Source organism: Streptomyces sp. B3I8, assembly GCF_030816915.1.
Lineage (GTDB): Bacteria > Actinomycetota > Actinomycetes > Streptomycetales > Streptomycetaceae > Streptomyces.
This window is the reverse complement of the sequence record NZ_JAUSYN010000002.1, coordinates 3936390-3949683: the sequence shown is the minus strand read 5'-3', so window position 1 is coordinate 3949683 and position 13294 is coordinate 3936390. Positions and strand designations below refer to the sequence as shown.

Sequence of the window (13294 nt, the reverse complement as noted above, 5' to 3'; positions counted from 1 at the left end):
GCAGGGCACGTCAGGGCCGGAGGTTGTTCTCCAGGTCCTCCAGGAGGCCGGGGTGGGCCGGCTGCCAGCCGAGGGCCTCGCGGGTGTGGGCGCTGGAGGCCGGCTGGTCCATGGCGAAGATCGGGGCGAACGGGCCGAAGTTCTCGTCCGGGACCCGCTCGACCGGCAGGCCGAGCCGCCGGCCGATGACCGCCGCGATGTCCCGCACCGCGTCACCCTCGTCGGCGACGGCGTGCCAGGACGTGCCGGCCGGCGCCTTCTCTAGGGCCAGCCGGAACAGGACGGCCGCGTCGCGCGCGTGCACGGCCGGCCAGCGCTGGGTGCCGTCGCCCGGGTAACCGGCCACCCCCGAGCGGCGCGCCGCCTCGGTCAGCATGCCGGCGAAACCGCCGTGACCCTGGTCGTGGACCGTGCGCGGCATGCGCACGGCCGAGCTGCGCACACCGCGCGAGGCGAGGTCCAGCACCGCCGTGACCGAACGGGCCCGGCCGGCCACCGGGCCTTCGGTCGGCAGTGGATCGGCCTCGGTGGAGGCGCGGCCCGGCACCCAGGGGGTGCCCGAGACGGTGACGAACGGGCGGTCGCTGCCGAGGAGTTCCTCCCCCAGCGCGGTGACCGCGGCGCTCTCCTCGGCGATGCTGCGCGCGAGCGCGTCCGGGCTGGCGTAGTCGCGTCCGAACGCCAGGCTGATGACGCCGTCGGACTGGGCGGCGCCGGAGCGCAGCACGTCGAGATCCGCCAGCGATCCGCGCAGCACCTTGGCGCCGGCGCTCTCCAGGGCCTTCGTTGAGGCGTCCGAGCGGGCCAGCGCGAGCACGGTGTGACCGCCCGTGAGCAGTTCGGCGACGACGGCGGTACCGATGGTGCCGGTGCCGCCGGTGACGAGGACATGCATGAGTTCTCCCGGAGGAAGACGGTGGATGGGGGGCAGGAACGGCCATCAGCGATGGGACCCTTGTGCCATCACTGAGCCTACAGGGCGATGGGACTTTTGTCCCATCACTCGTCCGCCTATCCTGTCCGTCATGGCCAGATGGCAACCAGGTGCGTCCCAGCGACTCGTCGTCGCGGCCGTCGACCTGTTCACCGAGCAGGGGTACGACGCCACGACGGTGACGCAGATCGCCGAGCGGGCGGGCGTCACCAAGAGCACCTTCTTCCGGTACTTCTCCGACAAGCGGGAGCTTCTGGTCGCGGGGCAGGAGACGCTCAGCAGGCTCCTCGCGGAGGGCATCGCCGAGGCGCCGGCGGACGCGACGCCGCTGCGGGCGGTGGCGGCCGGACTGGAACGTGCCTCGGGCGCCATGGGGACGGCCAGCCGCGAACTCGGCCCCCGGCTGCGGGCGGCCGTGGCGGCCAGCACCGAACTCCAGGAGCGCGACGCCCTCAAGAGCGTCGGCCTCGCCGCCGCGATGACGGCCGCGCTGGTCGCGCGCGGCGTCCCCGAGCCGACCGCGCACCTCGCGGCCGAGCTGGGCGTCCTCGCGTTCAAACGGGGCTACGCCCACTGGTCCGAGAACAGCCGCGAGGACGCTGAGGGCCTGGCCCCCCACGCTCTGGCGGCGCTGGACGAACTGCACGCGGCCATGACGACGCTGGGCTGAGCCGGGGCCGGCGCGTCCGGTGTCCGGCTCGGTCGCGGCGGCCCGCGTGTCCGCCACGCGCGGCCCCCGGCCCGCCACCTCCGCGCAGCCCACTTCGAGCGCCCATACGCGCACCCGCACGCCGAGGCCCCCCGGGTGAACCCGGGGGGCCTCGGCAGACGGAGCTGTGGGAAACGGTCAGACGGCCTCTGCAACCGCCGGCCGCTCCCCGGCGGCGTCCCCGGCCGCCTCCTCCGCCGGCTTCGGGCCGCCGGCTCCCCGCAGCGGCACCTCCTTGACGAACACCGCCGCCACCAGCGCGACCACGGCCACGGCCGCGCCCAGCAGGAACGCCGAGTGCGTACCCGCGGACACCGCGAACTGGTACGCCTCCCGCGCCTGCGCCGGCAGCTTCGCCAGGCTCGCCGCGTCGAGCTGCGCCGACTGCTCGGTCATCTTGCCGCCGAGGTCACCCGCCCGCTCGACCATGACGTCCTGCACCCGGTGGTTGAACAGCGCGCCCATGATCGCGACACCGAACGACGAGCCGAGCGTCCGGAACAGGGTGGCGGAGGACGAGGCGACGCCCATGTCCTTCATCTCCACGCTGTTCTGCGCCACCAGCATGGTGATCTGCATCAGGCAGCCCATGCCCGCGCCGAGCACCGCCATGTAGATCCCGGAGGTCAGCCGGGTCGTCTCGACGTCCATCCGCGACAGCAGGAACAGTCCGACGATGAGCAGCGCTCCGCCGACCAGCGGGAACACCTTGTACCGGCCGCTGTTGGTGGTGACCCGTCCGGCCACCATCGAGACGACGAGCATCGCGCCGAGCATCGGCAGCAGCAGCAGCCCGGAGTTGGTGGCGGACGCGCCCTGCACCGACTGCTGGTACAGCGGCAGGAAGAGGACGGCGCCGAACATCACGAAACCGGTGATGAAGCCGATGATCGACATCAGCGAGAAGTTGCGGTTGCGGAAGATGTGCAGCGGCATGATCGGCGCGGCGGCCCTGGTCTGCCAGAACAGGAACCCGACGAGTGCGGCGACACCGATGCCGATCAGCTCCATGATGCGCGCCGAGCCCCAGGCGTACTCCGTGCCGCCCCAGGTGGTGACCAGCACGATGGAGGTGATGCCCAGCGTCAGCAGCGCGGCGCCGAGGTAGTCGATACGGGTCTCCGCCCGCTTCTTCGGCAGGTGCAGCACGACGCTGACGGCGGCGAGCGCGACCGCGCCGAGCGGCAGGTTGATGTAGAAGGACCAGCGCCAGCCGAGGTGGTCGGTGATGGTGCCGCCGACCAGCGGGCCCGCGATCATCGCGAGCGCCATCACGCCGGCCATCATGCCCTGGTACTTGCCCCGCTCACGCGGCGGGATCAGGTCGCCGATGATCGCCATGACGCCGACCATCAGACCGCCGGCGCCGAGGCCCTGCACGGCGCGGAAGCCGATGAGCTGCCCCATGTCCTGCGCCATGCCGCTGAGCGCCGACCCGATCAGGAAGATCACGATCGAGGTCATGAAGACGCCCTTGCGCCCGTACATGTCGCCGAGCTTGCCCCACAGGGGCGTCGCGGCGGCCGTGGCGAGCGTGTACGCGGTGACCACCCACGACAGGTGTTCGAGCCCGCCGAGCTCACCGACGATCGTCGGCATCGCGGTGCCGACGATCATGTTGTCCAGCATCGCGAGCAGCATCGCGATCATCAGGGCGAGCAGGACGACGCGTACGCTGCGCGGCTGTTTGCCGCCGTCCTCGGCCCCGGATTTCTCGGCCCCCACGGGCCTGTCGGCCGCTATGTCCGCGGTCTCCGCCATCGTCCCCACATCCCCTGCTTGCCACTGATTCCCTCGCACACCGCCGCGTGCGGGTGGTCTTTCGCCGAAGGCCGCTACTTACTTGCCGCCCGGCTAGTTCTTCACACTGCGAGAAGGTACCCTCGTAACTAGCCGGGCGTCAAGTAAGTTTCCCCCGGCCGCCGGACAACCGGCCGGCGGGCAGGTCCGAGGGAGTGCGAGGAGAGTCGGAATGGGCAGCATGGACGGCAACAGGCACCGGCGGCGGGGCGACACCCGTCAGCGCATCCAGGATGTTGCCCTCGACCTCTTCTCCGAGCAGGGGTACGAGAAGACCTCGCTGCGGGAGATCGCCGAGCGGCTGGACGTCACCAAGGCGGCGCTCTACTACCACTTCAAGACCAAGGAAGACATCCTCATCGGCATCTTCGGGGACCTGACCTCGCCGATCGACGAGCTCATCGCCTGGGGCCGGGAGCAGCCGCACACCCTGGCCACCAAGCAGGAGGTCATCCGCCGCTACAGCGGGGCCCTCGCCGACGCCGGGCCGCTCTTCCGCTTCATGCAGGAGAACCAGGCGACGATGCGGGAGCTGCGCATCGGCGAGCTGTTCAAGGACCGGATGCTGGAACTGAGCGGCATCATCCGGGACGACGGCGCCCCGCTGGCCGACCAGGTCCGCTGCATCACCGCGCTGTTCACGCTGCACGCGGGGATGTTCGCGCTGCGGGAGCTCGATGCCGATCCGGAGGACAAGCGGAAGGCGGTCCTGGAGGTCGCACTCGACCTGGTGACGAAGGCGCACAACGGCGGCTGACGGCACCGGCGGTGCACACGGAAACGGCGGTGCGCACGGAAACGGCGTGTGGCGGAGCACAGGGCTCCGCCACACGCCGTTTCCCGTGGGGGGAAGTCAGACGCCCGTGCCGTGCGAACGCAGGAAGGCGACCGGGTTGACCGCCGAGCCGTAGTTCGGGGTCTTGCGGATCTCGAAGTGCAGGTGGGGACCGGTCGAGTTGCCGGTGTTGCCGCTGCGGGCGATGTGCTGCCCGGTGGCGACGACCTGGCCGGGCCGCACGTCGATCCGGGAGAGGTGCGCGTACTGCGAGTACGTGCCGTTGGCGTGCTTGACGACGATCGCGTTGCCGTACGCCGGGCCGTCGCCGGCGCCGTTGCCGCCGGCCTTGACGACGGTCCCGCCGTGCGCGGCGACGACGTCCGTACCGATCGGCACCGCGAAGTCCTGCCCACTGTGCTTGTGCGCCCAGTGGCTGCCGTTCTGGTCGAAGCCGGCGCTGAGCGCGTACTTCTTGACCGGGTCGACCCAGGAGGCGGCCTTCTTGACCGCGGCGGCCTTGGCGTTCGCCTTGGCGGCCTTCGCCTTGGCCTTCGCGGCGGCGGCGGCCTGCTCGGCGTGGGTCGCGGCCTCGGCCTGCGCGGCGGCCTGCGCGCGTACGGCGGCGGCGAGGGTGCTGGACGTCGCGCTGATCGGGGTGGCGGCGACGGTGTCGGCGGCTACCGCGGCTCCCGCACCCAGGACGACCGAGGCGCCCAGGCCGACGCCGAGGACGGCGGCGCGGGTGCGGAGCGAGGACGTACGGGGGTGGCGGCGGAGCGTGGAGCGGAAGGACATCGAAACCTCAGGTGATGGGGGACAGGGCCGTAAGCAGCCACCCGGTGCGCGACGCTTCGGATGCGTCGTCCGGGTGGCTCGTCCTTGGTAACCCCGAGGTGGGCGAATGCCCAAAATCGTGATCTCTTGGGGTGAGTTAGTACGAGAGGTCGACCTCTCGGCTCATTGCCCGTTTTGCGGCTCCGGGTGGGCCCACTAGGGGTCGTAGTACCGTCCGTCGGCCCTGTGCGGGACGTCACCGCGTCGGAGGCCGCCCGGCCGCGCCGATGTGACCCCGGCTACGTGCCCTTTTCTCGCCCCCGCCGCCCCTACCCGTCCCGTCCCCACAGGGGCTCCGCCCCTGGGACCCCCCGTGAGGGCGGGGGCGCGGGAAGCGGACGGAAGAGCTCGGGCGGGCGGGGTGCGCGGGCGGGTGCGTCGTGACGTGCCGCGCAGTTCCCCGCGCCCCTGGAAACGGGGGGCCGCGCAAGACGGCACGAACCGCCGTGCGCCCCCGTGCACCCCGGCCGGGCGGGCCCGCGGGCACCGCCCGGCCCCGGGCGCGCCGCCCGGCAGGAGCGCGCGGTACGCCCCAGAGCCGCGTCGCACGCGCGACGCGGCTCTGGACGCGGCACGCCCCAAGGCGCAGCCGTACGACACAGCCCGCGGTGCGCGCCGCAGGGCGCACCGCCCGGCCCAGGACGCGGCACCCGGCCCAGGGCGGCACGACCCAGGACGCGTCGTACGACACAGCCCGCGGTGCGCGCCCCAAAGCTCGGTGTACGCCCTGGGCGGGGCGCCCGAGTCCAGGGCGTGCCACCTGGCCGGCACACGCCACCCGGCCGGAGCGCGCCGTACACCGCCGAGCGCACCGCCTCAGAGTGAGGGGTATGCCTCAGGGCGCCCTCCGTCCGCCTCGGAGCGCGCCGTACACCGTCGCGCGTGCCGTACACCGTCGCGCGTGCCATGGGGCATGCGAAAAGGGGCTGCCCCGGGACCGAAGTCCCGGGGCAGCCCCCTGTGCCGCTCAGACGGTCGTAGCCCGGAGGGCTACGCCTCCTTGCTCAGGTTCGGGCCGGCGCCGCCGGCTGCCTGCTCGATGGGCGGGGCGTCGGGCAGCGCCGCCTTCTCCTCGCCGCGGAAGGTGAAGGTCGCGGTGTCGCCCTCGCCCTCCGTGTCCACGACCACGATGTGGCCGGGCCGCAGCTCGCCGAAGAGGATCTTCTCGGACAGCGTGTCCTCGACCTCCCGCTGGATCGTCCGGCGCAGCGGCCGGGCGCCCAGCACGGGGTCGTAGCCCTTCTTGGACAGCAGCTCCTTCGCGGACTGGGAGAGCTCGAGGCCCATGTCCCGGTCCTTCAGGCGCTCGTCCACCTTGTCGATCATCAGGTCGACGATCGCGAGGATGTCCTGCTGGGTCAGCTGCGGGAAGACGACGACGTCGTCGACACGGTTGAGGAACTCGGGCCGGAAGTGCTGCTTGAGCTCGTCCGAGACCTTGTTCTTCATCCGCTCGTAGTTGGACTTCGTGTCGCCCTGGGCCGCGAAGCCGAGGTTGAAGCCCTTGGAGATGTCCCGGGTGCCGAGGTTGGTCGTCATGATGATGACCGTGTTCTTGAAGTCCACGACCCGGCCCTGGGAGTCGGTCAGGCGACCGTCCTCCAGGATCTGCAGCAGCGAGTTGAAGATGTCCGGGTGGGCCTTCTCGACCTCGTCGAAGAGGACGACCGAGAACGGCTTGCGGCGCACCTTCTCGGTGAGCTGGCCGCCCTCCTCGTAGCCCACGTAGCCGGGGGGCGAACCGAAGAGGCGCGAGACCGTGTGCTTCTCACTGAATTCCGACATGTCGAGGGAGATCAGCGCGTCCTCGTCACCGAAGAGGAACTCGGCGAGCGCCTTGGACAGCTCGGTCTTACCGACACCGGACGGGCCGGCGAAGATGAACGAGCCGCCGGGACGCTTGGGGTCCTTCAGGCCGGCACGGGTTCGGCGGATCGCCTTGGAGAGCGCCTTGACGGCGTCCTTCTGGCCGATGACCCGCTTGTGGAGCTCGTCCTCCATGCGCAGCAGGCGCGAGGACTCCTCCTCCGTGAGCTTGAAGACCGGGATGCCGGTGGCCGTGGCGAGGACCTCGGCGATCAGGTCGCCGTCGACCTCGGCGACGACGTCCATGTCGCCGGCCTTCCACTCCTTCTCCCGCTTGGTCTTGGCGGCCAGGAGCTGCTTCTCCTTGTCGCGCAGGGAGGCGGCCTTCTCGAAGTCCTGCGAGTCGATCGCGGACTCCTTGTCGCGGCGGACGCCGGCGATCTTCTCGTCGAACTCGCGGAGGTCCGGCGGCGCGGTCATCCGGCGGATGCGCATCCGGGAGCCCGCCTCGTCGATCAGGTCGATCGCCTTGTCCGGCAGGAAGCGGTCCGAGATGTAGCGGTCGGCCAGGGTGGCGGCCTGGACCAGGGCCTCGTCCGTGATGGAGACGCGGTGGTGCGCCTCGTAGCGGTCGCGCAGGCCCTTGAGGATCTCGATCGTGTGCGGCAGGGACGGCTCGGCGACCTGGATGGGCTGGAAGCGGCGCTCGAGGGCCGCGTCCTTCTCCAGGTGCTTGCGGTACTCGTCCAGCGTCGTCGCACCGATGGTCTGCAGTTCCCCGCGGGCCAGCATCGGCTTGAGGATGGAGGCCGCGTCGATCGCGCCCTCGGCGGCACCCGCACCGACCAGTGTGTGCAGCTCGTCGATGAACAGGATGATGTCGCCGCGGGTGCGGATCTCCTTGAGGACCTTCTTCAGGCGCTCCTCGAAGTCACCGCGGTAGCGGGAGCCGGCGACCAGGGCGCCGAGGTCCAGGGTGTAGAGGTGCTTGTCCTTGAGGGTCTCGGGCACCTCCCCCTTGACGATGGCCTGCGCGAGGCCCTCGACGACGGCGGTCTTGCCGACGCCGGGCTCACCGATGAGCACCGGGTTGTTCTTGGTGCGGCGGGACAGCACCTGCATGACCCGCTCGATCTCCTTCTCGCGCCCGATGACCGGGTCGAGCTTGGATTCGCGGGCGGCCTGGGTGAGGTTCCGGCCGAACTGGTCGAGGACCAGGGACGTCGAGGGCGTGCCCTCGGCAGGGCCGCCGGCGGTGGCGGTCTCCTTGCCCTGGTAGCCCGACAGCAGCTGGATGACCTGCTGGCGGACACGGTTGAGATCTGCGCCCAGCTTGACCAGGACCTGGGCGGCGACGCCCTCGCCCTCACGGATCAGGCCGAGCAGGATGTGCTCCGTGCCGATGTAGTTGTGGCCCAGCTGAAGGGCCTCGCGGAGCGACAGCTCCAGGACCTTCTTGGCACGGGGGGTGAAGGGAATGTGACCCGACGGGGCCTGCTGGCCCTGCCCGATGATCTCCTCCACCTGCTGGCGGACCGCCTCGAGCGAAATCCCGAGGCTCTCAAGGGCCTTGGCGGCGACACCCTCACCCTCGTGGATCAGGCCCAGGAGGATGTGCTCGGTGCCGATGTAGTTGTGGTTGAGCATCCGGGCTTCTTCCTGAGCCAGGACGACAACCCGCCGCGCGCGGTCGGTGAACCTCTCGAACATCGTTAATCGCTCCTCAGAGCGGTCAGGCAGTAAGGGGGCTGTCCCCTCCCTGTCCTTCCGCAGCTTAGTCCCGCAAGCGGGGACCGCTCATTCCAACTGCCGACACCGTCGATGGCCTCCTGACCCCGAACGCCGACATCTGCCACAACCCGATGGTGCGAGACGATGTTCCCGCAGGCCAGGCACTTACCCCACTCTCCAGTACGCCGATGGCGAACGTGGGGCGGCCCATTCCGCGCGTCGCCCCCTCCCACTAGGCATGTCTTACCCGCAGGTACTGACAGTCCATGCCGCGGACACCGATTCCCTCCGCTACGGGCGAACAACCTTGCGCGGCACCTCGACCCGAAAGGACGCCCGGAGCGGCACGGAACGTGTGCGCGACGACACCGAGCGTAACCCGCGGCGCCGGTCGGCTGTTGCTCCGGGCATGGCCCCCACCGCCGCCCCGGCCCCCCTTCCGCTCCCCCGCCGGCCACCGGCAGAGGAGCGCTCCGCGGGCGCCACGGGCGACGCGGGCGCCACGGGCGATGCGGGCGCCGCGGACGAAGCGGTGCGCCGGTGGTACGAGAACGAGCTGGGCTGGGCCACGGCACCGGGGCCGCCGGTGCGGCTCGTCACGGGGCTGCGGTTCGACGTCCTGGACGTCCCGCGCGGGGTGGGCGCGGCGGCCCTGCGGCGGCTGGGCCCCGCGTCCCCGGTGGCGCTGCACGGGGACCGGGTGCGGCTGCTGGTGGCCGCGGGCAGCGCGGAGGAGCTGCCGGGGCTGCTGGAGTGGCTGGAGTGGGGCTCGCTGCCCCTGGACCTGCGTGCGCTGGGCGCGGGCGGCGACATCACGGCACCGACACCGGATTCCGCCCCGACTGCCGCCCCGGTCTCCACCCCGGCCGCCGTCGGTTCGCAGGGGGCCGCCGTCTGGTTGCGGCCCCCCGTACCGGGACGCGAGGTGGAGTCGTCGCTGCCGACGCTGTCGGCCCTGGGGGGCGGTGGGGGCGCCCCCGACCTCGTACGGCTGGTGGAGACGGTGGCCACGGAATGCCACCGCGTCCGGCTGCGGCGCGCCGCCGCTCAGCCGTTGGCCTTCTCGTAGGCCTCGCGGATCGTCGCCGGGACGCGGCCGCGGTCGTTGACCTCGTAGCCGTTCTCCTTCGCCCAGGCGCGGATCTGCGCGGTGTCCTGGCTGCCGCCGGACGCCGCGGCGCGCGCCTTTCCGCGTCCGCCCGAGGCACGGCCTCCGGTGCGGCGGCCGCCCTTGACGTAGGCGTCGAGAAGGCCACGGAGTTTGTCCGCATTGGCGGTCGTGAGGTCGATCTCGTAGGTCTTGCCGTCCAGCGCGAACGTCACTGTCTCGTCCGCCTCACCGCCGTCGAGGTCGTCGACAAGAAGGACCTGAACCTTCTGCGCCACTGTATTTCCTTTCATCGAAAACTATGGGGCCGGGGGCCGGCGGCGCCGGCCGCTGTTTCGCACCCCTGTTATATGCAGTACTGCACTACGTCGGAAAGCAAACCGCTTTTGAAGGAAAAACACAAACCCTTGGGCAGGAACCGGGGCCGGGCAAGGGAACGCCGCCGCCTCCGGGTAGCACCGGAAACGCACGCGTATCGGACATAGGGCGCCTGCGCCGCACGGAACTGTGTGCGGGTGCGGAAGCGAGTGACCGGTAGAACCCGGAGAGCGATCACAGATGCAGAAGCATCCGACTGTTGCCCAAGGTGTTCGGTTTCACTCGTTCGAGACCGAGGAACTCCGCGACACCCTCGTCATAGGAGCGTGACAGCTCCGCGTAGACATCCGAGTCCACTGGTGTCTCGCCGATCTCGACGAAGCCGTGCCTGCCGAAGAACTCGACCTCGAAGGTCAGACAGAAAACGCGGCGCACACCGAGCCAGCGCGCGGTCTGCAGCAACTTCTCCAGCAACTGATGGCCCACACCGAGGCCGCGGGCCTGCGGGCCGACCGCGAGCGTACGGACTTCCGCGAGGTCTTCCCACATCACGTGCAGTGCGCCGCAGCCGACGACCTCGGCGTTGTCGTCGCGTTCCGCGACCCAGAACTCCTGGATGTCCTCGTAAAGGGTGACGGTCGCTTTGTCGAGCAGGATGCCGCGTCGCACGTAGGAGTCGAGGAGTCGGCGCACCGCCGGGACATCACTGGTCCTCGCCCGGCGGACGGTGACGGCTTTAACAGCCCCTTCGGGGCTTCCTGGGCTCTTCGCTGGCATGAACGGACGTTATCGCCCGCCGTCCGGACGCCCGGCGCCGGGGCTCTCGTCCGCGCTCTCCTCCGGATCCTCATGGACGCTCTCCCGCGAGCTCCGATCGGACGCCGGCGAATCCGCTGTTTCGGAAGGGGACCGCGATTCGGATTCCCGGGTCCGCGGTCCCTGGGCGATGCGGACGGCGTCCTGGAGGGCCTGCCGCTGTTCCTCGCTCATCATCCCGAAGAACGCGACCAGGGCGGCCGCCGGGTTGTCGCTCTGCGACCACGCGTCGTTCATCAGGGCGGCGGCGTAGGCGGCGCGGGTGGAGACCGCCTCATATCGATAGGCCCGGCCTTCCGCCTCACGGCGCACCCAGCCCTTCTGATGGAGATTGTCCAAAACGGTCATCACCGTGGTGTAGGCGATGGACCGTTCCCGCTGGAGATCTTCCAGGACTTCCCGGACGGTCACCGGGCGGTTCCACTGCCACACCCGCGTCATGACGGCGTCTTCGAGTTCTCCCAAGGGACGAGGCACACGCCGAACCCTAGTGGGGCTTTCCGTAAAAAGCGTGACAAAAAGGGCGTACGACTCGAAAGGGTGAGATTCGAGTCGTACGCCCCAGGACGAGGACGCGGAGGAGGTGACCCACCCGTGTCCGGGCGGTCACCGCGCGGGCGGGTCAGGCGCCGTCGGCGTTCTTGGCGGGCGGCGCGTTCTCGGCGCGCGCGAGCGCGGCGTCGACGGCCGCGTCCTCCTTGTACTTGTTGGCGCCGCCCTGGCTCTTGACCATCGTGACGATCACACCGACGAAGAGAGCCGCCATCACGATGGGCGGCACGAGCGCGGAGAGGTAGTCCATGGATCCAGAGTAGCCCCGGGGCTCTCGCGGGCCGGGCCGGGTGCGGTCAGCCCACGAGGGCCGGCGTGCGCCGCCCCGAGGGGGGCGGGGCGGGCCTGCGCTTCGGGGGGAAGACCTCGCCCGGGGTGGGGACCGGGCGCCGCGGGCGAGTGGCCCTCCCCGGACCGCGGGCCGGGCCGGGCGGCGGGGGTGGGGATGGAGGCGGGGGTGTCCGGACGGGGCCGGGCTTGTCGGGGGCCGGCTCGGCGGGGGCAGGCTCGTCCGGGGCCGGCTCGTCCGGGGCGGGTGCGGCGGGGGTAGGTTCGTCGGGGGCCGGGCGTTCCGCGGGGCCGGGGCCGTCCCCGGAGGCGCGGGCGGCGGGGAACCGGCAGCGGGCCAGGAGCGCGGCGGCGGTGGGATTGCCGCTCAGGGCGCCGAGCGCGGCGAGGTCGTCGCGGCAGGGACGGTGGCCGGCGCGGAGGGCGTCCCGGAGGAGGTCCAGGTAGGCGGCGGCCGTGGCGGGGAGGGCGGCGCGGTGGCGGGCGAGGTCGGCGAGGAGGAAGGCGTGCTGCCGGGCGGCCTCCCGGGTCGCCTCGTCGAGGGACGCGGCGAGGCGACGGCAGCCGTGCCGGTCCTCGGCGGGAACGGGACGGGAGTGGAGGGCGAGGGCCAGGACGCGGCGGAGAACGCGCAGCTCCTCCGCGCCGAACGCCATGCCGCGGTGACCGTGTGGCGTGGGCATGAGGTGACGGTACGCGCTCATCGGACAAAACGGGCAGAAGGGAGGTGTCTGGCGTGCCGTGGCACCGTGCCACGGCCGGAGTGCCCGCACGACCCCGCGCAATGGCGCTGCGCGGGGAAGGCGGGCCCCGTCACACCCGCGGTGTGTTGCGGGCGTGGACCAGGCGGAGGCCGATCAGGGTCAGCCAGGGCTCGTGGGCGTCGATCTCGGCCGCCTCGCCCAGGACCATCGGGGCGAGGCCCCCCGTCGCGATGACGGTCACGTCGTCCGGGTCGTCGGCCAGTTCGCGGGCCATGCGGTTGACGACGCCGTCGACCTGGCCGGCGAAACCGAAGACGATGCCCGCCTGCATCGCCTCCACCGTGTTCTTGCCGATCACCGCCCGCGGCCGGGCCAGCTCGATCTTGCGGAGCTGCGCGCCGCGCACGCCCAGCGCCTCCACCGAGATCTCGATGCCCGGGGCGATCACGCCGCCCACGTACTCCCCGCGCGCGGACACCGCGTCGAACGTCGTCGCCGTGCCGAAGTCGACGACGATCGCCGGTCCGCCGTACAGCTCCACGGCCGCGACCGCGTTGATGATGCGGTCGGCACCGACCTCCTTGGGGTTGTCCATGAGGATCGGCACGCCCGTCTTGACGCCCGGTTCGACGAGGACGGCGGGGACGTCGCCGTAGTAGCGGCGGGTCACCTCGCGCAGCTCGTGCAGGACCGACGGCACGGTGGCGCAGATGGCGATGCCGTCGATGCCGTCACCCAGGTCGTCGCCGAGCAGCGGGTGCATGCCCATCAGGCCATGGAGGAGGACGGCGAGTTCGTCGGCGGTGCGGCGCGCGTCCGTGGAGATGCGCCAGTGTTCGACGATCTCTTCGCCGTCGAACAGTCCGAGCACGGTGTGCGTGTTGCCCACGTCGATGGTCAGCAGCATGGCGTCGAA

13 protein-coding genes are annotated in these 13294 nt (G+C 71.3%); 3 read left to right on the top strand and 10 right to left on the bottom strand.

The genetic code is table 11. The features are described 5' to 3' along the window. Nucleotides 1-10: 10 nt before the first annotated feature. Nucleotides 11-895, bottom strand: a complete 885-nt coding sequence (locus tag QFZ64_RS19690; RefSeq protein ID WP_307067555.1) for an SDR family oxidoreductase — start codon at nt 893-895, stop codon at nt 11-13. Nucleotides 896-1025: 130 nt separating this feature from the next. Between QFZ64_RS19690 and QFZ64_RS19685 the strand changes: the two genes are divergently transcribed. Further along, a complete protein-coding gene (locus QFZ64_RS19685) occupies nt 1026-1604 on the top strand; it encodes a TetR/AcrR family transcriptional regulator (RefSeq protein ID WP_307067553.1) in 579 nt (192 codons plus the stop codon). A 177-nt stretch (nt 1605-1781) separates the two neighbouring features. Here the strand turns inward: QFZ64_RS19685 and QFZ64_RS19680 are convergent, their stop codons facing one another. After that, nucleotides 1782-3404 (bottom strand): MDR family MFS transporter, encoded by a 1623-nt coding sequence (locus tag QFZ64_RS19680; protein ID WP_307067551.1) that lies wholly within the window; start codon nt 3402-3404, stop codon nt 1782-1784. A 220-nt stretch (nt 3405-3624) separates the two neighbouring features. Here QFZ64_RS19680 and QFZ64_RS19675 point away from each other — a divergent pair, with 220 nt between their 5' ends. After that, the gene (locus tag QFZ64_RS19675; protein WP_307071772.1) at nt 3625-4200 is read left to right on the top strand and encodes a TetR/AcrR family transcriptional regulator; all 576 of its coding nucleotides are present in this window, start codon (nt 3625-3627) and stop codon (nt 4198-4200) included. A gap of 96 nt (nt 4201-4296) precedes the next feature. Here QFZ64_RS19675 and QFZ64_RS19670 read toward each other — a convergent pair whose 3' ends face one another. After that, entirely contained in the window at nt 4297-5016 is a 720-nt protein-coding gene (locus QFZ64_RS19670; protein ID WP_307067548.1) for a M23 family metallopeptidase, read from the bottom strand. A 1029-nt stretch (nt 5017-6045) separates the two neighbouring features. Beyond that, on the bottom strand, nt 6046-8571 hold the full coding sequence (locus QFZ64_RS19665) for an ATP-dependent Clp protease ATP-binding subunit (RefSeq protein ID WP_307067546.1): 2526 nt from the start codon (nt 8569-8571) through the stop codon (nt 6046-6048). A gap of 430 nt (nt 8572-9001) precedes the next feature. On the opposite strand from QFZ64_RS19665, the gene QFZ64_RS19660 reads away from it, so the two are divergent. Continuing rightward, a complete protein-coding gene (locus QFZ64_RS19660) occupies nt 9002-9661 on the top strand; it encodes an SCO3374 family protein (RefSeq protein ID WP_307067544.1) in 660 nt (219 codons plus the stop codon). Here the strand turns inward: QFZ64_RS19660 and QFZ64_RS19655 are convergent. The 6 genes from QFZ64_RS19655 to QFZ64_RS19630 form a co-directional block, all read right to left on the bottom strand. Next, nucleotides 9640-9978: an Lsr2 family protein gene (locus QFZ64_RS19655; protein ID WP_307067542.1), complete on the bottom strand. Its 339-nt coding sequence runs from the start codon at nt 9976-9978 to the stop codon at nt 9640-9642. The two genes, QFZ64_RS19660 and QFZ64_RS19655, sit on opposite strands and share 22 nt — an antisense overlap. A gap of 274 nt (nt 9979-10252) precedes the next feature. Next, entirely contained in the window at nt 10253-10795 is a 543-nt protein-coding gene (locus QFZ64_RS19650; protein ID WP_307067540.1) for an amino-acid N-acetyltransferase, read from the bottom strand. Nucleotides 10796-10804: 9 nt separating this feature from the next. Further along, nucleotides 10805-11275, bottom strand: coding sequence for a BlaI/MecI/CopY family transcriptional regulator (locus QFZ64_RS19645; protein ID WP_373430759.1), 471 nt, complete (start codon nt 11273-11275; stop codon nt 10805-10807). 181 nt (nt 11276-11456) lie between these two features. Beyond that, nucleotides 11457-11636, bottom strand: a complete 180-nt coding sequence (locus QFZ64_RS19640; RefSeq protein WP_307067536.1) for a hypothetical protein — start codon at nt 11634-11636, stop codon at nt 11457-11459. Nucleotides 11637-11682: 46 nt separating this feature from the next. Beyond that, the gene (locus QFZ64_RS19635; RefSeq protein WP_307067534.1) at nt 11683-12357 is read right to left on the bottom strand and encodes a hypothetical protein; all 675 of its coding nucleotides are present in this window, start codon (nt 12355-12357) and stop codon (nt 11683-11685) included. Nucleotides 12358-12487: 130 nt separating this feature from the next. After that, nucleotides 12488-13285 carry a type III pantothenate kinase gene (locus QFZ64_RS19630; RefSeq protein ID WP_307067532.1) on the bottom strand — a complete coding sequence of 266 codons (798 nt, stop codon included), beginning with the start codon at nt 13283-13285 and terminating at the stop codon, nt 12488-12490. Nucleotides 13286-13294 lie beyond the last annotated feature (9 nt).